The organism is Methylobacterium sp. AC433 (assembly GCF_979253015.1).
On record NZ_CEEDBN010000011.1, the window covers coordinates 38,695 to 58,005 of the forward strand.

18 protein-coding genes are annotated in these 19,311 nt (G+C 70.2%); 10 read left to right on the forward strand and 8 right to left on the reverse strand.

Annotated features, from left to right (window positions below; all coding sequences use genetic code 11):
- The first annotated feature begins 11 nt into the window (after positions 1-11).
- Positions 12-341, forward strand: coding sequence for a CsbD family protein (locus AC0IWM_RS15705; RefSeq protein WP_471756496.1), 330 nt, complete (start codon positions 12-14; stop codon positions 339-341).
- Between the two features lie 46 nt (positions 342-387).
- Positions 388-1,305, forward strand: coding sequence for a PhnA-like protein (locus AC0IWM_RS15710; protein ID WP_471756498.1), 918 nt, complete (start codon positions 388-390; stop codon positions 1,303-1,305).
- A gap of 104 nt (positions 1,306-1,409) precedes the next feature.
- On the opposite strand, the gene AC0IWM_RS15715 is transcribed toward AC0IWM_RS15710, so the two are convergent.
- Positions 1,410-1,697 carry a hypothetical protein gene (locus AC0IWM_RS15715; RefSeq protein ID WP_471756500.1) on the reverse strand — a complete coding sequence of 96 codons (288 nt, stop codon included), beginning with the start codon at positions 1,695-1,697 and terminating at the stop codon, positions 1,410-1,412.
- A 362-nt stretch (positions 1,698-2,059) separates the two neighbouring features.
- Between AC0IWM_RS15715 and ada the strand changes: the two genes are divergently transcribed.
- The 7 genes from ada to AC0IWM_RS15750 all read left to right on the forward strand — a co-directional run bounded on the left by ada (position 2,060) and on the right by AC0IWM_RS15750 (position 10,459).
- Positions 2,060-3,151: a bifunctional DNA-binding transcriptional regulator/O6-methylguanine-DNA methyltransferase Ada gene (gene ada / locus AC0IWM_RS15720; RefSeq protein ID WP_471756502.1), complete on the forward strand. Its 1,092-nt coding sequence runs from the start codon at positions 2,060-2,062 to the stop codon at positions 3,149-3,151.
- A gap of 210 nt (positions 3,152-3,361) precedes the next feature.
- Positions 3,362-4,483 carry a TonB-dependent receptor domain-containing protein gene (locus AC0IWM_RS15725; RefSeq protein ID WP_471756504.1) on the forward strand — a complete coding sequence of 374 codons (1,122 nt, stop codon included), beginning with the start codon at positions 3,362-3,364 and terminating at the stop codon, positions 4,481-4,483.
- Between the two features lie 398 nt (positions 4,484-4,881).
- A complete protein-coding gene (locus tag AC0IWM_RS15730) occupies positions 4,882-6,432 on the forward strand; it encodes an ABC transporter substrate-binding protein (RefSeq protein WP_471756698.1) in 1,551 nt (516 codons plus the stop codon).
- A gap of 61 nt (positions 6,433-6,493) precedes the next feature.
- Positions 6,494-7,447, forward strand: coding sequence for an ABC transporter permease (locus AC0IWM_RS15735; RefSeq protein WP_471756506.1), 954 nt, complete (start codon positions 6,494-6,496; stop codon positions 7,445-7,447).
- Complete coding sequence (locus AC0IWM_RS15740) at positions 7,447-8,376, forward strand: ABC transporter permease (protein ID WP_471756508.1); 930 nt, start codon at positions 7,447-7,449, stop codon at positions 8,374-8,376. The genes AC0IWM_RS15735 and AC0IWM_RS15740 overlap by 1 nt, the downstream gene beginning before the upstream one ends.
- Positions 8,373-9,434 (forward strand): ABC transporter ATP-binding protein, encoded by a 1,062-nt coding sequence (locus AC0IWM_RS15745; protein ID WP_471756510.1) that lies wholly within the window; start codon positions 8,373-8,375, stop codon positions 9,432-9,434. The genes AC0IWM_RS15740 and AC0IWM_RS15745 overlap by 4 nt, the downstream gene beginning before the upstream one ends.
- On the forward strand, positions 9,431-10,459 hold the full coding sequence (locus AC0IWM_RS15750) for an ABC transporter ATP-binding protein (protein WP_471756512.1): 1,029 nt from the start codon (positions 9,431-9,433) through the stop codon (positions 10,457-10,459). Before AC0IWM_RS15745 ends, AC0IWM_RS15750 begins: the two co-directional genes overlap by 4 nt.
- 20 nt (positions 10,460-10,479) lie before the next feature.
- Here the strand turns inward: AC0IWM_RS15750 and AC0IWM_RS15755 are convergent, their stop codons facing one another.
- The 7 genes from AC0IWM_RS15755 to atzD all read right to left on the reverse strand — a co-directional run bounded on the left by AC0IWM_RS15755 (position 10,480) and on the right by atzD (position 17,834).
- Complete coding sequence (locus AC0IWM_RS15755; protein WP_471756514.1) at positions 10,480-10,806, reverse strand: hypothetical protein; 327 nt, start codon at positions 10,804-10,806, stop codon at positions 10,480-10,482.
- A 63-nt stretch (positions 10,807-10,869) separates the two neighbouring features.
- The gene (locus AC0IWM_RS15760; RefSeq protein WP_471756700.1) at positions 10,870-11,763 is read right to left on the reverse strand and encodes an ABC transporter permease; all 894 of its coding nucleotides are present in this window, start codon (positions 11,761-11,763) and stop codon (positions 10,870-10,872) included.
- A complete protein-coding gene (locus AC0IWM_RS15765; RefSeq protein WP_471756516.1) occupies positions 11,763-12,719 on the reverse strand; it encodes an ABC transporter permease in 957 nt (318 codons plus the stop codon). Before AC0IWM_RS15765 ends, AC0IWM_RS15760 begins: the two co-directional genes overlap by 1 nt.
- A 172-nt stretch (positions 12,720-12,891) precedes the next feature.
- Positions 12,892-14,166: an ABC transporter substrate-binding protein gene (locus AC0IWM_RS15770; RefSeq protein WP_471756518.1), complete on the reverse strand. Its 1,275-nt coding sequence runs from the start codon at positions 14,164-14,166 to the stop codon at positions 12,892-12,894.
- Positions 14,167-14,195: 29 nt separating this feature from the next.
- Positions 14,196-15,188, reverse strand: a complete 993-nt coding sequence (locus AC0IWM_RS15775) for an ABC transporter ATP-binding protein (protein WP_471756520.1) — start codon at positions 15,186-15,188, stop codon at positions 14,196-14,198.
- 121 nt (positions 15,189-15,309) lie between these two features.
- A complete protein-coding gene (gene hydA, locus AC0IWM_RS15780) occupies positions 15,310-16,722 on the reverse strand; it encodes a dihydropyrimidinase (RefSeq protein WP_471756522.1) in 1,413 nt (470 codons plus the stop codon).
- 5 nt (positions 16,723-16,727) lie between these two features.
- Positions 16,728-17,834 carry a cyanuric acid amidohydrolase gene (atzD, locus tag AC0IWM_RS15785; protein ID WP_471756524.1) on the reverse strand — a complete coding sequence of 369 codons (1,107 nt, stop codon included), beginning with the start codon at positions 17,832-17,834 and terminating at the stop codon, positions 16,728-16,730.
- Positions 17,835-18,339: 505 nt separating this feature from the next.
- Between atzD and AC0IWM_RS15790 the strand changes: the two genes are divergently transcribed.
- Positions 18,340-19,092, forward strand: a complete 753-nt coding sequence (locus tag AC0IWM_RS15790; RefSeq protein WP_471756526.1) for a DeoR/GlpR family DNA-binding transcription regulator — start codon at positions 18,340-18,342, stop codon at positions 19,090-19,092.
- Positions 19,093-19,311 lie beyond the last annotated feature (219 nt).

The following is a 19,311-nucleotide window of genomic DNA, read 5'->3' on the forward strand; positions in this document are numbered from 1 at the left end:
TGGAGAACATCATGGTCGATACCAATCGTGTGACGGGCGCCGCCAAGGAGATCGCCGGCAAGGCCCAGGGCGCTATCGGCGATCTGGTCGGATCGCGCGAGGATTCGGCGAAGGGGCGCCTGCGGGAAGTCCAGGGTTCGGCCGAGAACCTCTACGGCCAGGCCAAGGACGCCGTCCGCAACGTCGCCGACGAGGTCTCGGACTACGCCGAGGACGCCTACGACCAGGGCAAGCGCCAGTTGCACGATGTCCACGAGCGCTCGGTGGCGTGGCCCCACGCCTCGCTCCTCGTCGCCGGCCTCGTCGGCTTCGGCCTCGGCCTCCTCGTCAGCAAGCTCTGACGATCCCGTCCCGCATTTCCGACACCCGAACGATCCGGAGCATCCCGTGGCCGCCTCGCCCATCCTGTCCCCGACTCCCGCCGCCTCATCCGACGTCCGCACGGTCCTGCTCCATCAGGTGTCGTGGGGGGCGATCTTCGCCGGTGCGGTCACCGCCCTGGTGAGCCAGGTCATCCTCAACATGGTCGGCGTGGGCGTGGGCCTGTCCAGCGTCGGCGCCAGCGGCGCCGACAACCCGGCCGCCTCCACCCTCTCGCTGGGTGCCGGCCTCTGGTTCGTGGCCTCGGGCGTGGTCGCCGCGCTCGCCGGCGGCCTCATCGCCGGGCGCCTCTCGGGCAAGCCCGTCGCGGGCGCGGCCGGCCTGCACGGGCTGGTCTCCTGGGCGGTGACCACCCTGGTGGTGCTCTACCTCCTGACCTCGGCGGCCGGCGGCCTGATCGGGGGCGCCTTCTCGGGCGTGACCAGCACGCTGGGCGGCGCCGGCTCGCTGGTGGGCGGCACGGTGCAGACGGCCGCCCAGGCGGCCGCCCCCTCCCTGTCGAAGATCACCAACCCGCTGGACGGCATCGAGCAGACGGTGCGCCAGCAGGCGGCCGGCCAGGACCCGCAGGCGGCCAAGGACGCGGCCGTGGCCGCCATCCGGGCGCTGTTCACCGGTGATCCGGCCCAGAAGGCCGAGGCCGAGACCCGCGCGGCCGACGCGCTGGCCAAGGCGCAGGGCATCCCGGCCGACCAGGCCAAGGCGCAGATCCAAGATTACCGCAAGCAGTACGACGCGGCCGTGGCCAGCGCCAAGCAGAAGGCCGAGGCCGCCGCCCTGGCCACCAAGTCGGCGGCCACCCAGGGCGCCTTCTACGGCGCGCTGGCGCTGATCCTCGGCGCGCTCGCCGGCTTCCTCGGCGGCCGCCTCGGCGCCCCCAAGCCCCACACCCTCGTGGCCGGATACGACGCCCGCCGCGCCTGAACGGAGAGGGGCTGGCCTGACCGGCCGGCCCCATCGGTTCACCGCAGATCCAAGAACCGTCGGGTCGACATGGTCTCGTCGGACCCTGTCGACCGTCCGTTTCCCTACAGACCGCCACTGCCTCCGGATCCACCCCCGGCGCTGCCGGTGCCGCTCGCGCGCGACGGCTGGCCGGCATTTCCGCCCGCAGCGGAATTCGAGGTCGCGCTATCAGCGCCGGTCGCACCGCGCGAGAGGGTCCGTCCGCGGCGGCCGCCGGTGGTGTTCTGGCTGCTCGAGATCGCGACACCGCGTTTCTTGTGCCGCGAGCGGGCATCGGCCGTCGTGCCCATCTGCACGAGAACGAAGGAAGACAGGACCAGCACGCAGGTCGAGAGCGTCAGCGTTTTCATCGTCACTCCTGTGGTTGATGGAAAGAACTCAGGATCTGCGCCGAGTTTCCGTTCGCCCCGATGCTTTTGCGCCCTGGCCGGGGCCGGCCGTCATCGGCACGCGGTCACGGGAGGGCGCCCACGGGGAGGGGCGGCCTGGCGAACGGATTGCGGGTGACGTTCCGGGCGTGGCGATCCACACCGGGCGACCTGCGGCGATGCCTGCGGGGCGCCCTGCGCGAGCGCACGCCTCCGGGACACATCGACGTGGAGCGGATTCGAAAGCAAGGATCGGGATGCGGCCCCGAGGCTCCCGGGGCAAGGATGCGGTGACCGAGCCGATCCCGGCCGGAATCGGTCCCCGACGACGAAGGACATCCCCCATGCGGCGCGCCGAAGCGGAACCACGGCCCGGGGCCTCCGGCACGTCCGAGAGCGAGAGCGCGCAGCGATGGGCCGCGCTCGCGGCCCGGGACGCCGGGGCCGACGGCCTGTTCGTCTACGCGGTCCGCACCACCGGCGTGTATTGCCGTCCGAGCTGCCCGTCGCGGGCGGCCAAGCCGGACAACGTCACCTTCCACGCCACCTGCGCCGCCGCCGAGGCGGCGGGCTTCCGGCCCTGCCGGCGCTGCCGGCCCAACGAAGCCCCCATGGCCGAGCGGCAGGCGGCGGCGGTCGCCCGGGCCTGCCGCCTGATCGACGCGGCCGAGACCCTGCCGACCCTCGCGTCGCTCGCGGCGGCGGCGGGCTTGAGCGCCTTCCACTTCCACCGCGTCTTCCGGACGGTCACCGGCATCACGCCCAAGGCCTACGCGTCGGCCAGGCTCGCCGAGCGCGTCGCCCGGCGCCTGCCGGCGGCCGGGACTGTGACCGAGGCGGTGTTCGCGGCGGGCTACAACGCGTCGAGCCGGTTCTACGCCCAGGGCTCCGGGCGGCTCGGCATGACGCCGTCCGCCTACCGCAAGGGCGGCCCCGGCGTCGCGATCCGGTTCGCGGTGGCCGCCTGCTCCCTCGGCGCCATCCTGGTCGCGGCGACGCCGCGCGGAGTCTGCGCCATCCTCCTCGGCGACGATCCCGACGCCCTGGTGCGCGACCTCCAGGACCGCTTCCCGCGGGCCGACCTGTCACCCGGCGATGCGGCGTTCGACCTCTGGGTGGCCGCGGTCGTCGGCCTCGTCGAGGCGCCCGGGCGCGGGCTCGACCTGCCCCTCGACATCGGCGGCACCGCCTTCCAGCAGCGGGTCTGGGACGCGCTCCGCGCCGTTCCGATCGGCACCACGACGACCTATGCGGAGATCGCCCGGGCCATCGGTGCTCCCACGGCCATGCGCGCCGTGGCCCAGGCCTGCGGCGCCAACCGGCTGGCCGTCGTCGTCCCCTGCCACCGGGTGGTGCGCTCGGACGGGGCGCTGTCCGGCTATCGCTGGGGCGTCGCCCGCAAGCGCGCGCTGCTCGACCGCGAGGCGGCGCGGTGACGACGTCGCCGGAGCCGGGCAGGGCGATCGACCTGGCCCGGGTGCAACAGGTCACGACCACAGGATGTCGGCCTCGTCGTCGGCCGCGCTTCAAGGGTTACGAGCCGTACCGATGATCCAGGGTGGCGGCGGCGGGTCGTGTCCGGACGGCCCTCATCCTCCTCTCCCGCCGCGGCGTCATCCGCGCCCACTCCCGTGGTCGACACCGGCATGGCCGCCCTTCCTCCTCCTCGCCGCCCGGCCCCCGCGCGCCGGATCGGGTCCCTCGGGGCCGCGGCCGTGCTGCTGGGGTCGGCCGGCCTCCATGCCGAGGACATGACGGGCGTCGTCCTCGAGGAGCTCGTGGTCACGGCGGAGGGGCGCCCGGGACCGGCGCCCATGCCCTTCGGCGTCGCGGCGCCCCCAGGCTCGGGACCGAGCGTGATCGAGCAGCCCCTGGGCGCGGTCTTCACGCGGGTCGGACGCAGCGACACGATCGAGAACCGCCTGGCCACCAGCATCGGCTCGGTCCTGGCGAACAGTCCCGGCGTGACCGTGCGCCAAGGCACTGGCGGATGCGACGTGATGATCTCCATCCGGGGCAACAACGCCCGCTCCACCGGCGTCATCCGCAACATGGTCGTGCTGGAGGACGGCTTCCTCCTGACCCAGCCGGACGGCGCCTCGCGCTTCGACCTCGTCGACCCCCGCGCCTATGGCCGCATCGACGTGTTCCGCGGTCCGCGTTCGGCCCTGTTCGGCAACTACGCCACCGGCGGCGCGCTCGCCTTCCGCACCCGGACGGGCCGCGAGATCGACGGCCTCGAGATCGGCGGCGAATGGGCCTTCGCGCCGGGCTGGCACGGGACGCTGGCCTACGGCTTCGACGACAAGATCTACACGCGCTTCTCCGAAAGCCTGAGCGCCGGTGCCTTCACGGCCCGTTTCGACCGGGCCGGCAAGTCGATCCCGGGCGTGCCCGAGCACCAGCTCCTGGTGCGGGTCGGCTACGATCAGGGCGGCGGTCCCTTCCACGGGCTCGGCGCCTTCCTGGAGACCGTGGCCCAGGACGGCGTCTTCATCGACAACGGAAACCTCTGGAGGACGCCCGGCTATGCCATCCTCAACCCCAACATCCACTACGCGACGGAGCTGGCCGGCGGCTACGCCAAGCGCCTCAGCCTCTATCTGGAGGTCCGCAATCTCCTCGATGCGACCTACGTCGCCTCGGCACAGAACCTGACCAGCACCCTGAACCGGGCCACGGGCCTGGAGAACGGCGCGGCAATCCTCGCCGGTACGACCGGGTCGATCTTTTCGCCGGAGCCCCGCGCAACGTCGTCGGCGGGCTGAAGCTGTCGTTCTGATCGCGTCGGCGGTTGCGAAGCGGATGGCAGCAAGAATGCCCACGAAGCAGGCATTCCAGGAAGATGTCGGCGGGCACGGCCAGGTTTTCGCACGTCCCTGAGGCAGTCCGGCCGACCGCGACGACGGGCCGGAACGTCCCGACTATTCTTCCTGATGATTCTGGATGCAGGGCGGCTGCGCGTCCGGAAAGCGGAGACGCGACGACATCGCGGGCGGACGATCGCTCCCGGCCCGCGAGATCTGCGCGGCGGTTTGGCCGGCGGATTGCATTCACGGTTTCGTCAAGCCGTACGCAGCCCATGGAAACCCGTCCCCGCATGTTCGCTTCCGTCTCCCGCTGGTCGAAGTCCCGCCTTCTGGCCGCCACCCTGCTGTCCGGGGTGATGATGCCCGCCGCCCTCGCCCAGGGCGTGCTGAAGATCGGCATGACCGCCTCCGACATCCCGCTCACCACCGGCCAGGCCGACAATGGCGGCGAGGGCATGCGGTTCACGGGCTATACGGTCTATGACGGGCTCATCAACTGGGACCTCTCCTCCGCCACCAAGCCCTCCGTGCTGGTGCCGGGCCTCGCCACGAGCTGGACGGTCGACCCCGCCGACAACACCAAGTGGACCTTCAAGCTGCGCGAGGGAGTGACCTTCCACGACGGCTCGCCCTTCACCGCCGAGTCGGTGGTGTGGAACCTCGACAAGCTCCTGAAGAACGACGCGCCGCAATTCGACCCGCGCCAGTCGGCGCAAGGGCGCTCGCGCATCCCGGCCGTGGCGAGCTACCGCGCCGTCGATCCGACCACCCTCGAAGTCGTCACCAAGAACCCCGACGCGACGCTGCCCTATCAGATCGCCTGGATCATGATCTCGTCGCCCGCCCAGTGGGAGAAGGTCGGCCGGAGCTGGGACGCCTTCGCCAAGACGCCCTCGGGCACCGGCCCGTGGAAGCTGACCCTGTTCGCCCCGCGCGAGCGCGCCGAGATGGCGCCCAACAAGGCGTATTGGGACACGGCCCGGGTGCCGAAGCTCGACAAGCTCGTGCTCGTGCCGCTGCCCGAGGCCAATGCCCGCGTGGCGGCCCTGCGCTCCGGCCAGGTCGACTGGATCGAGGCGCCCCCGCCGGACGCGGTGGCCTCCCTCAAGGCCGCCGGGTTCGGCATCGTCACCAACGCCTACCCGCACAACTGGACCTGGCACCTCTCCCGCGCCGAGGGCTCGCCCTGGAACGACATCCGCGTGCGCAAGGCGGCCAACCTCGCGGTGGACCGCGAGGGCATGAAGGAGCTGCTCAACGGCCTAATGATTCCGGCCCAGGGCTTCATGCCGCCGGGCTCGGCCTGGTTCGGCAACCCGACCTTCAAGCCGACCTACGATCCGGAGGCCGCCAAGAAGCTCCTGGCCGAGGCCGGCTACGGGCCGAACAAGCCCATCGTCACCAAGATCCTGATCGCGCCCTCGGGCTCGGGGCAGATGCAGCCCCTGCCGATGAACGAGTTCATCCAGCAGAACCTCGCGGATGTCGGGATCAAGGTCGAGTTCGAGGTGGTCGAGTGGAACACGCTCATCAACCTGTGGCGCGCGGGCGCCAAGTCCGACATGTCGCGCAAGGCGACGGGGATGAACTTCTCCTACTTCATCCAGGACCCCTTCACGGGCTTCATCCGCCATCTCCAGTGCAATCTCGCGGCCCCGAACGGCACCAACTGGGGTCACTATTGCGACCCCGAGATGGACAAGCTCTTCGATCAGGTCCGCACCACCTTCGACCCGGCCGAGCAGACCAAGGTCCTGGAGAAGGTCCACGAGAAGTACGTCGACGACGCCCTGTTCCTGATGGTGGCCCACGACACCAACCCGCGCGCGATGAGCCCCAAGGTGAAGGGCTTCGTGCAGGCGCAGAACTGGTTCCAGGACTTCTCGCCGATCTCGATGGGCAAGTGATGGACATCCGGGTCGCCCTGGGGCGCAGGCCCGCCCCCTTCCGCGGGGGAGGGGCCTGGCCATGCTGAAATTCATCCTCCAGCGCCTGCTCACCGTGACGCCGGTGGCGCTCGGCGTGAGCGTCGTCTGCTTCATGCTGGTCCACCTCGCCCCCGGCGACCCCCTGAGCGCCGTGCTTCCGGTGGACGCCACGCAGGAGACCATCGACGCCATGCGGGCGGCCTACGGCTACGACAAGCCGCTGCCGGTGCAGTACGTGATCTGGCTCTGGCACGTGCTCCAGGGCGATCTCGGCATCTCCATCGCCACCGGCCGCCCGGTGGCGCAGGAGGTCGGCCGGGCGGTGGTCAACAGCCTGATCCTGGCCTTCGTGGCGACGCTGATCGGCTTCACCTTCGGCTGCCTGTTCGGCTTCGTGGCCGGCTACTTCCGCAACTCGATCCTCGACCGGCTCGCCTCGGCGGTGTCGGTCTTCGGGGTGAGCGTGCCGCATTACTGGCTCGGCATGGTGCTGGTCATCGTGTTCTCGGCCCAGCTCGGCTGGCTGCCGCCCACCGGCGCCGGACCGGACGGCTCGGGCAACTGGCGGCCCGACCTCGATCACCTGCGCTACATCATCCTGCCCGCGCTCACGATGTCGGTGATCCCCATGGGGGTGATCGCCCGCACCGTCCGGGCGCTGGTGGGCGACATCCTGGCCCAGGACTTCGTGGGTGCGCTCCGGGCCAAGGGCATGAGCGAGTTCGGCGTGTTCAAGCACGTGGTCAAGAACGCCGCCCCGACGGCGCTCGCCATCATGGGGCTGCAGCTCGGCTACCTGCTCGGCGGTTCGATCCTGATCGAGACGGTGTTCGCCTGGCCCGGCACCGGCTTCCTGCTCAACGCCGCGATCTTCCAGCGCGACCTGCCCCTGCTCCAGGGCTCGATCCTCGTCCTGGCGATGTTCTTCGTCGCCCTCAACCTCATCGTCGACGTCGTGCAGACGGCGCTCGACCCGCGCATCGAGAGGGGCTGATGGCACTCGCGACACAGGCCGGCGCGCCGGTCCTCGACATCGCAGGCGGCGCCGCCCCCGCGCCAGCCGCGCCCGACGCCTTCGTGCCGTCGCGCGGCTTCTGGGGGCAGGTCGGCCACAAGCTCCTGCGCGATCCCGTGGCGATGGCCGCGGCCTGCGTGATCCTCGCCATCGTGGCGATCGCACTGCTCTCGCCCTGGATCACGCCGATGGACCCCTATCGCGGCTCGATGCTGCGGCGCCTGAGGCCGATCGGCGACGCGACCTACCGCCTCGGCTCGGACGAGCTCGGCCGCGACATGCTGAGCCGCCTGATGATGGGCGGCCGCCTGTCCCTGTTCATCGGCGTCACCCCCGTCATCCTCGCCTTCGTCATCGGGTCCGGCATCGGCATCCTGGCCGGCTACGTCGGCGGCTGGGTCAACACCGTGCTGATGCGCACGGTGGACGTGTTCTTCGCGTTTCCCTCGGTCCTGCTCGCCATCGCGCTGTCGGGGGCGCTGGGCGCCGGCATCTTCAACTCCATCGTGTCGCTGACCTGCGTGTTCGTGCCCCAGATCGCCCGCGTGGCCGAGAGCGTGACCACCCAGATCCGTGCCCGCGACTACGTCGACGCGGCGCGTCTCTCTGGCGCCTCGACCCTGACGATCCTGCGGGTGCAGGTGCTCGGCAACGTGCTCGGGCCGATCTTCGTCTACGCCACCAGCCTCATCAGCGTGTCGATGATCCTGGCCTCGGGCCTGTCCTTCCTCGGACTCGGCGTGAAGCCCCCCGAGCCCGAATGGGGCCTGATGCTGAACACCCTGCGCACGGCGATCTACGTGAACCCGATGGTCGCGGCCCTGCCGGGGCTGGCCATCTTCGTCGTCTCGATCTCGTTCAACCTGTTCTCCGACGGCCTGCGGTCCGCCATGGAGGTGAAGGCATGAGCATGCCGATCGGCGCTCCCACCGTCCCGATCGCCCGCGACCGGGGCGGCCCGGCCCAGCCCCTCCTCACCGTCGACCGCCTCGTGAAGCACTTCCCCGTCAAGAAGGGCTTGGGCGGCACCAAGGCGGTGGTGCGGGCGGTGGACGGCGTCGACTTCGAGATCCTGAAGGGCGAGACCCTCGGGGTCGTCGGCGAGTCGGGCTGCGGCAAGTCCACCACCGCCCGGCTCATCATGGGGCTGATCCGGCACGATTCCGGCGATCTGCTGTTCGACGGCGAGCGCATCGGCGGCCGGGCGCTGCCCCTGCGCGACTTCCGGGCCCAGGCCCAGATGGTGTTCCAGGACAGCTACTCCTCCCTCAATCCGCGCATGACCATCGAGGGCTCCATCGCCTTCGGACCGCAGGTGCACGGGGTTCCGAAGCGCCAGGCCATCGAGCGCGCCCGCTCCCTGCTCGCCCGGGTGGGGCTGGAGCCCGCGCGTTTCGCCGCGCGCTATCCGCACGAGCTCTCCGGCGGCCAGCGCCAGCGCGTGAACATCGCTCGCGCGCTCGCGCTGGAACCCCGCCTCGTGGTGCTCGACGAGGCGGTCTCGGCGCTGGACAAGTCGGTGGAGGCGCAGGTGCTGAACCTGCTGATGGACCTCAAGCAGGAATTCAACCTCACCTACCTGTTCATCTCCCACGACCTCAACGTGGTGCGCTTCATCTGCGACCGGGTGGCGGTGATGTATCTCGGGCAGGTGGTCGAGATCGGCCCCGCCGACACGGTGCTGGCGAGCCCCGCCCACCCCTACACGGCCGCCCTCCTGTCCTCGATGCCCTCGATGGACCCGGATGCCCGGACGCAGGTGGCGCCGCTCGCCGGCGACCCGCCGAACCCGATCGACCCGCCCGCCGGCTGCCGCTTCCATCCCCGCTGCACCCTGGTTGAGCCCGTCTGCAGGGCCACGGTCCCGCCCCTCGACGCGCTCGATGCGCACCACCGCGTCGCCTGCCTCGCCCGCCAGCCGGGCTCGGGCCACGCGCTCGCCCCAGACCTGACGGTGGCCGCATGAGCGCATCCGAACCCGGCCCAGCGGTGGCGATCCGCGGCCTGACGGTGGTCTTCGGCGGCGTGGTCGAGGCCGTGGACGGGGTCGACCTCACCCTCGAGCGCGGCCAGGCCGTGGCGCTGATCGGCGAATCGGGCTCGGGCAAGAGCGTCACCCTGCGGGCGATCATGCGCCTGAACCCGGAGCGCCGGACGCGGATCGGCGGAGAGATCCGGGTCGGCGGCGCCGACGTGATGGCGATGTCGCCGAAAGCCCTGCGGGCCCTGCGCGGCCGGGCCGTGGCGATGATCTTCCAGGAACCGCTGCTCGCCCTCGACCCGGTCTACACCGTGGGCCGGCAGATCACCGAGGCGATCCGCCAGCACGAGCGCATCGGCGCGGCCGCGGCGCGCCAGCGCGCCCTGGCGCTGTTCGAGCGGGTCCGCATCCCGAGCCCGGAGCGGCGCCTCGACGCCTATCCGCACGAGATGTCGGGGGGCATGCGCCAGCGCGCGATGATCGCCCTGGCGCTGGCCTGCCGGCCGCAGGTCCTGCTCGCCGACGAGCCGACGACGGCGCTGGACGCCACCGTGCAGATCCAGATCCTGCTGCTCCTGCGCGAGCTGCAGGCCGAACTCGGCCTCTCGACGATCTTCGTCACCCACGACCTCGGCGCCGCCGTGGAAGTCGCCGACCGGATCGCGGTGATGTATGCCGGCCGCATCGTCGAGGAGGGCTCCGCCCGCGACGTGGTGCTCGATCCCCACCATCCCTACACGATCGGCCTGCTGCGCAGCCGCGCCGACGGCGCGCTCGCCAAGGGCACGCGCCTGAAGACGATTCCCGGCAGCCCGCCCGACCTCGCCAACCGCCCGCCGGGTTGCCCCTTCGCCCCGCGCTGCTTCCTCGCCGAGGAACGCTGCCGGGTCGAGGCGCCGCCCTCCGTGGCCGTGCAGCCCGGCCACCGGGCCGCCTGCTGGCGGACCGAGGCGGCCCACGCGGCGTTCCAGGGGGACCGGGCGCCGGTGCTGGCGGACGCGGCGGTGTAAACGCGAAGGCGTCGCGCGGATCAGCCCGGCTGTGCGATTCCCTTAGTCCACAGCATGGACAGGTAGAAAACGTGCCCGCCGATCAGGATGGCGCTCATGGGTAAGAGGGTCCGGAACGCCCGCGTCCCGTCGGGGTCCCTCCGGCACCGCACCAACATCGTCGCCATGGCGAAGAGGCCCACCCCCGGTCCGAAGCCGAGCGCGATCCATCTCGGCGCGGACCAGTTGGGACGTCCGTCGATGCCCCACTGCAGACGATCCAGGCCACCGAGATAACCGTTCGCCGCCCAGGACAGGCCGATCAGACACGCGGCCGTCGCCGCGGCGAGGAGGTAGGCACGCGTCATCGCGAGGGCGAGCTCCGGTCACGCAACGGTGCCGAAGCCTACAGCGAGCGGCTTTCCCGACCCTTACCCCAGCCGCAACCCGGCCTTCGCCTTGCGCCGTTGCAGATACAGGCTCGCCCCGAGGGCAAGCCCGATCACCGCCAGCGACATGCCGGTGGTGAGGGTGCCCAGCGCGTAGATCTCCGGCGTCGTGACGGTGGTGGTGAGGCCCTGCAGCTCCAGCGGCAGGGTGTTGCGGCCGCCGATGGCCTGGCTGGTGCGGGCGAGCTCGTCGAAGGACAGGGTGAAGCCGAACAGCGCAACGCCGACCAGCGACGGTCCGAGGATCGGCACCACCACGTGGCGCAGGGTCTGGGGTCCTGTGGCGCCGAGGTCGCGGGCGGCCTCCTCGTAGGCCGGATCGAACCGGTTGAAGACCGCGAACATGATGAGGAGGCCGAAGGGCAGGGTCCAGGTCAGGTGCGCGCCCAGCGCCGAGGTGTAGAGCCCCATCAGGGTGCCGTGCTCCTGCAGCCAGCCCCAGCCGGTCTCGGCGGCGGCCCACTTCACCGCCTCGTCGAGGAGACGGAATTCCAGGCCGATGCCGAGGGAGACCACGATGGAGGGCACGATCAGGCTCGCCACCGCGATGGTGAACAGCGCACTCTCGCCGCGGAAGCGCTTGCGGAAGGCCAACCCTGCGAAGAACGCGACGACGACGGTGAGCAGCATGACCACGAGGCCGAGGCGGAGCGAGCGCCACAGGGCGCCCCAGATGTCGACGATGCCGAGCCCGGCCCAGAGCTTGCCGAACCAGTGCGTCGAGACGCCGTTCATCGGGAAGGTGAGGCCGCCCTGCGGCCCCTGGAAGCTCAGCACCAGGATCGTCAGCGTCGGCCCGTACAGGAAGGCGACGAACAGGGCGAAGAACGCCGCCAGGGCGTAGAAGGCCGGGGAGCGGGGGCGGTCGCTCACGATCAGAGTTCCTTGCGCAGGTCGATGAGCCGGGTCATGGCCACGATCATCAGCATCACGGCGCCCAGCAGCACCACCGCGTTGGCGGCGGCTGCCGGCAGCTGCAGGGCCGACATCTGGACCTGGATGACCTTGCCGACCGAGGCGATCTGCTGGCCGCCCATCACGCCGACGGTGACGAAATCGCCCATCACGAGGGTGACCACGAAGATCGACCCGATGGCGATGCCGGGCTTGGCGAGGGGGACCACCACGTTCCAGAGCGTCTGCCAGCCGGTGGCCCCGGAATCATAGGCCGCCTCGATCAGCGAGCGGTCGATGCGCGCCATGCTGTTGAAGATCGGCACGATCATGAAGACGGTGTTGAGGTGCACGAAGGCGAGCACCACCGAGAAGTCGGAATAGAGCAGGCCCTCGATCGGCGCCCTGATCAGCCCCATTCCCATCAGGGTGTCGTTGACGAGGCCGTTGCGGCCGAGCAGCGGGATCCAGGAGATCATCCGGATCACGTTCGAGGTCCAGAACGGGATCGTGCAGACGAGGAACAGCGCCATCTGCATGGTCTTCGAGCGGACGTGGAAGGCGACGAAGTACGCCACCGTGAAGCCGATCAGCAGGGTGCAGGCCCAGGTCAGCGCACAGAACTTCAGGGTCGACAGGTAGGTCCGCACGGTGGTGCAGGCATCCGCGGTGTTGAGGCAGCCCTCGAACACGTCGATGTAGTTCTGCACCGTGAAGGACGGGATGATCTCGTACTCGTTGTACTCCCAGAAGCTGACGATCAGGGTCAGCGCCAGCGGCACCACGAAGAACACCAGGAACACGAGCGCCATCGGCGCCGCCTGGAGATAGGCGAGCGCCTGCCGGCGCCGGGTCTTGGCCGTGAGGCTGGCGGTGGAGGCTGCAGCGGCCGGACTTTTCGCGATCGTGGGGAGGGAGGAGAGGGCGGTGTCTGTCATGGCTCGACCCTCGTGACACGCGAAACCCTTCCCCCTCTGCGGGGGAGGGTGGCCCGCGCGTGCGCGCGGGTCGGGAGAGGGGAGCGCCCTGTCCGGAGAGGTCGCCCCCGCGCCCGGTCGCTCCGCGACCACCCTCTCCCGCCGAGGGGAGAGGGGCGTGCTGCGCCGCCGCTCACGCGGCGATGAACTCGTTCCACTTGCGGACCATGTAAGTGTTCTCGTCCATCACGGCGTTCCAGCAGGCGACGCTGCCCATGCGGGTCTCGAAGGAGCCGCCGTCGCGGGTGGCGCCGGCCTTCTCCAGCACGCTGCCGTCCGGCCCCTTGATGTCCTTCTCGGCGGGCTTGCCCTCCATCCAGTAGGCCCACTCGTAGGGCTCCATATGCGCCTTGGCGGTCTCCAGCACGGCCGAGTAGTAGCCCTGCCGGTTGAGGTAGGCCCCGGCCCATCCGGAGAGGAACCAGTTGATGAAGTCGTAGGCCGCATCGAGCTTGCGGCCCGTCAGGGTCTTGGGCAGGCCGAAGCCGGTGGCCCAGGCGCGGTAGCCCTCCTTGAGAGGCTGGTAGGTGCAGGCCACGCCCTGGCTGCGGACCTTGGTGACGGCGGGCGACCACATCGACTGGATCACCGTCTCGCCCGAGGCCATCAGGTTCACGGATTCGTTGAAGTCCTGCCAGAAGGCACGGAACTGGCCGGCGCGCTTGGCCTCGATCAGCAGCTTGATGGTGCGATCGATCTCGGCCTTCGTCATGTTGCCCTTGTCGGGATAGGTGTAGTCGCCCGTGGCCTCGATCACCATGGCGGCATCCATGATGCCGATCGATGGGATGTTGAGGATCGAGGCCTTGCCCTTGAATTCGGGGTTCAGGAGCTCTTTCCAGCTCGCGATCGGGCGCTTGATCAGGTCCGGGCGGATGCCGAGCGTGTCGGCGTTGTAGGTGGTCGGGATCAGGGTGATCCACTCGGTGGGCGAGCCCGCGAAGTTCTTCGAGTTCTGCCCCTCGAGATAGAAGACCTTCCTGGGCGCCGTGCCCTGGTCGCCGATCTTCTTTCCGGCCACTTCGCCCTTGGTGAAGACCGGGGTGATGTTGTCGGCCTGCTTGATCCGGCGGGCATCCATGCCCTGGATGTTGCCCGACGGGATGAGCTTCTTCAGGCTGAAGAACTCGGTGTCGAGGAGGTCGAAGGAATTCGGCTGGGTCACCACGCGCTTCGTCACCTCGTCGGTGACGACGGGGATGTACTCGATGGTGATCCCCAGATCCTCCTTCACCTTGCGGGCGATGTCTCCGGACTGGTTCACGGCGGTGCCGAGGTAGCGCAGGGTCACGGGCTCGGCGGCGATCACGTTGGGAAAGCCGGTGATCGGGCCGGCGCCGAGCGCCAGTCCGGTGGCACCCGCGCCCTGGAGCAGGGTGCGGCGGCTCAGCTTGATCGTGGTCGTCATGCAGGGTCCTCTGTGGAAACGAGATCGGGTCAGGCGCTCAGGCGATGGGCGGCGTCGGCGTCCCAGCCCAGCGGCACGGTCTGGCCGAGGGCCAGGGGATGACCCGCGTAGGCGCGGTCGTCGATCACCGCCGTGAGCGCGGTGGCGGCCTCGCCGCCGAGGCCGTCCGCCTCGAAGCCCACATGCACGCTGGTGCCCTGGTATTCCACGGAGACGACGCGGGCCGGCACCGCCTCCGGGCCGGCCTGCAGGCCGAGGCGCATGCGGTCGGCACGCACCGCCACCTCGGTCGCGTCAGGGAGCCGGATGATGTTGTGGCCGCCGATGAAGCGGGCGACGAAGGCGGTGGCGGGGCGCTCGAACACGGTGCGGGGGTCCGCCGCCTGCTCGATACGGCCTCCGTTCATCACCACCACGAGGTCGGAGAGCGCCATCGCCTCCTCCTGGCTGTGGGTGACGTGGATGAAGGTGATGCCGAGCTCGGCCTGGAGCCGCTTCAGCTCGGTCCGCATCCGCACCCGCAGGAACGGATCGAGGGCCGAGAGCGGCTCGTCGAGGAGCAGGACCTTGGGTCCGGTGACCAGCGCACGGGCGAGCGCCACGCGCTGCTGCTGGCCACCGGAGAGTTGCGCCGGCAAGCGCTCCGCCAGATGGGCCATCTGAACGAGGTCGAGCATCGCCAGCGCCTTGGCGCGGCGCTCGGCCTTCGCGATGCCCCGCATCTTCAGGCTGAAGGCGACGTTGTCGCGGCAATTGAGGTGGGGGAACAGGGCGTAGCTCTGGAACATCATCGCCGTGCCGCGCTCGGCCGGCGTGGCGTCGCCCACGGCGCGCGGGCCGATGACCACGTCGCCGGAGGTCACGGTCTCGTGCCCGCCGATCATCCGCAGGGTCGTGGTCTTGCCGCAGCCCGAGGGGCCGAGCAGGCAGCAATAGGCGCCCGAGCGCACCTTCAGATCGATGCCGTCCACCGCGGTCGTGCCGCCGTAGCGCTTGGTCAGGCGGATCAGCTCGACGTCCATGATGGTCTCCCCGCCCGATCTCCAGCAAGGGACGGGCTCCAGCAAGGGGCGGGCCAGACGCCCTTCGATGCCGCGGCGCGCTGTCCGCTCCCTTGCGAGGAGAGGGCTGCGGCCGGCCGGTTCAGGGCGCGTCCACGGCCCGATCGATCACGCGTCCGTGCCCGATCGCCCCCGTGACCCGGCCGTCCTCGGCGACGATCGTCCCCCGCGCGAGCGTCATCACCGGCCAGCCCGTCACCGCGAACCCTTCCCAGGGGGTGTAGTCCGCCCCGTGGTGGAGGTCGGCCTGCCGGATCGTCTCGCGGCGGTTCGGGTCCCACAGCGTCAGGTCGGCGTCGAAGCCGATCCCGATCGAGCCCTTTCGCGGATAGAGGCCGTAGAGCTTGGCGTGGTTGGTGGCGGTGAGCTCCACGAAGCGGTTGAGGGAGATGCGTCCCGCCGAGACGCCTTCCGAGAACAGGATGGGCAGGCGCGTCTCGATGCCCGGGATGCCGTTGGGCACCCAGCGGAAGGAGGTCCAGCCCTTCGGGTTCAGCTTGCCGGCCGGATCGTCGTAGCGGAACGGGCAATGATCGGAGGAGACCACGTCGAACAATCCGGTCTGGATCCCGCGCCAGATCGCGGCCTGGTTGGAAGCCTCCCGCGGCGGCGGCGAGCAGACGTACTTCGCCCCCGCCATCGGGTCGTCGGAGCCGAGGCCCTTCATGTGGTCGGCGGTCAGGGTCAGGTATTGCGGGCAGGTCTCGGCGTGGATCTTCAGGCCGCGCTGCCGACCCCAGGCGATCTGCTCCATGGCCTGCTCGCCGGAGACGTGGACGATGACGATCGGCAGGTCGACGAGCTCGGCGTGGCTGATCGCCCGGTGCGCCGCCTCGCGCTCGACCACCTGCGGCCGGGACAGGGCATGGCCGAAGGGGCGGGTCTCGCCGGCCTTCTCCAACCGCTCGGTCATGTAGCGGATGGCGTCGTAGCCCTCCGCATGGACCATGACGCGCGCGCCCTCGCGGCGCGCCAGGTCGAACACGTCGAGGATCTGGCGGTCGTTCAGGACGAGGTCGTCGTAGGTCATGAACACTTTGAACGAGGTGTAGCCCTCCGCGATCAGCGCAGGAAGTTCCTGGCCGAGCACGGCCGGCGTCGGGTCCGAGACGATGAGGTGGATGGCCACATCGATGTGGCACTGCCCCTCCGCCAGGGCGCGGTAGGCGTGGGTCGCCGCGCGCAGGGAGGCGCCGCGGGGCTGGAGCGCGAAGGGCATCACGCAGGTGTTGCCGCCGGCCGCCGCCGCACGGGTCGCGGAGGCGAAGTCGTCCGCCATGACGATGCCGGGACCGGATTCCTGGGCGATGTGGACGTGGCTGTCGATGCCGCCGGGCAGGACGAGGAGGCCGGAGGCGTCGATCGTGCGGGCCGCATCCGCGATCCGCGCGCCGATCGCCGCGATGCGCCCGCCGCGGATGCCGAGATCGGCGGGAAACGTGTCGGTGGCGGTGACCAGGGTGCCGCCCCGGATGGCGAGGTCGAAATCGGGCATGCCGCTCAGCTCCTCACGCGGGCGATGATCGCCACCGGGCCGCCGCCATCCGGCCCCTGGTGCTCGGCGCCGCCGGAGACGAACAGGTCGGTGCGCCCGATCGCGGCGGCGGCGACCCCGCCGACGAGGGCGCGGGCGTGCCGGGTGGCGTTGATGTCGCTGTCGTCGTTCATGATGTGGCGGCGTCCGCGGATCAGCCCGTCATGGGAGGGCTCGGCCTTGGCGAGCAGGGCCGCCACGCGTTCGGCGGCCTCCGGCTCCAGCTGCCCGGCCGCGGGCAGGCCGAGATCGGCCAGGGCCCCCTGGATCGCGGACAAGTCGATGCCGTCGCGCATGACGCGATGGGCGATGGCATGGGGGCCCGACCAGCCGCGGGCGTTGCCCAGCACGATGATCTCGTTGCGCATCAGCTCGATGCCCGCCGAGGCACTGGCGCGACCGGAATAGAGGTCCCGCCGCGCGCCGATGGCGGCATCCGCGAGGTCTTCGCCCGACACCTCGCCCAGCGCCTGGGCGATGCCGAGCGCCGAGGCGCCGCGCGACAGGCCCATGGAAGCGTAGGTGTCGTGGGTCGCCACGCCCTGGCCGCGCTCGGCGGCCTCCTGGATGCGCGCACTGGTGAGGAGCGGGCACTTCACCTGCACGAAGTGGACGTCCCCGGCCTCGTCGAGCCCGGCCCGGGCCATAGCCTCGGTGACCGCCGCCGCCGTCGCCCGCACCTGCGCCATGCGGCCGATCTCCTCGGGGCGGAAATCGGCGGTGAAGGCGGTGCCGACGGCGAGCGCCGTCGTGCCGGCCTCGTCGGGACTCTCGCGGCGCGCCAGCACGAGGAGGTGAGGGGAGAGGCCGCCCTCGGTGCCCCCCGACATGACCAGGGCGACCCGCGCGCCGACCGCCGCCGGCGTGCAGCCCATCGCGTCGGCCAGGGCGGTCTCCAGCGACATCACCGAGAGCTGGCGGGTGAAGTCGTTGACGCAGCCATTGCCTTCGGTCTTTCCGAAGATCGCCACGATCTCGTCCGCCGCGACGGTGCCGGCGGCGATGAGATCCATCACCCCCGAGACGTCGGCGGGATGCCGGGTCGGCACGCGGAAGACGAGGCATTGGGGCATGATGTGGTCGCGCCTGAGGGGAGAGGATGGGCCAAGCTAGGCCGAGCGGGCGCGGCGCGCGAGTGCTGGTTTGCGCAGGCGATGCGTCCGACAGGCAACCGCCGTCCGAGGCTGCCCAGCGCATCGGCAGGCTGCCGCAAACCTGAGCAAAAAATCCACAAAGACCACAAAATTCAAAATCTGGACGGATGCGCGTCGCCGGCCACGATGAATTCCGTCCGGACGAGATCGACGGGATCGTGCCTTCGGACGCGAAACGGGGCTGGATGTGCGCGATCCGCGCTCGTTCCCACGGGCGATCGGGGCTCGGAGACCGAATCCGCGAATGTGACTTCTGACGGATCCGACACACATGCTGAGAGTTCAACCCAGGTCAAAATTCGATACGAAGGTTGCATTACAACGCAAACGAGCATGGGATACGGGTTCCCGCATCCGCATTCCCGCGCGACCGCGGACCCGGATCGTCGTTATCATCCGATGAACCCTAAGACGGCCGTCGCGCATGCTGACAGATCATCGCCACCAGGAAATTCTGTCCCGCCTCCATGGGATGGGCCGGGTCGGCGTTGCGGACGTGGCCTTCTTCCTCAAGGTCTCGGAAGAAACCATCCGGCGCGACCTGAAGGTGCTCGAGGCACGGGGCCTTCTCCGGCGCATCCACGGGGGCGCGGTGCCGCCGCGTCTGGACCAGGAGCGGCCGCTGCAGGAGCGCGGCAAGCTGAATACCCGCGAGAAGGGACGGGTGGCGATTCTTGCGGAGGCCCTGATCCTGGACGGCATGTCGGTCTTCATCGACACCGGGACCACCACGCTGGCCCTGGCGCGGCGGCTCACCGGCCGCAACCTCACGATCACCACCAATTCGGTGGACGTGGCGCTGCATCTCGGCGGCGGGCCGGCGCGGATCAACCTGACGCCCGGCACCCTGCGCAGCAACGACAACGCGCTGGTGGGCTACGAGACCGTGGCCTATGCCCAGCGCTACTTCTTCGACCTCGTCCTCATGGGGATCGCCGCCTGCGATCTCGATCATGGCTGGATGGATTACGAGGAGCACGAATCGGTTCTTCGGCGAACCCTGAGGGAACAGTCGCGCCGCGCCGTCCTTCTCGCCGATTCCCACAAGTTCGGGCGCCAGGCCAATCTCTGCACCTTCGGCCTTGCCGAGAAACTGAGCATCGTCACGGACAAGCCGCCGCCGGAGGCGTTCCAAGATGCCTTCGCCCGGCATGAGATCGAGACCATCCATCCCTGATGCCGGCGCAGCGCGCTGCAGAGCGGACACGCTCGATCCGTCTGCTTGATCCTGCGCCGCTTCGGCGATGTCCCGCGCACCGGACCCTCGCGACCGCGGGAGAGTGGCCGGCCTCGAGGTCTCCGAGATGAGGCACGCGTCCCGGCGACCTGACCGGCCACGCCCGACGGGCCATCTGGCCAGGAACGGCATCGCTGTTATTAATCCCGCGGCTCAGCG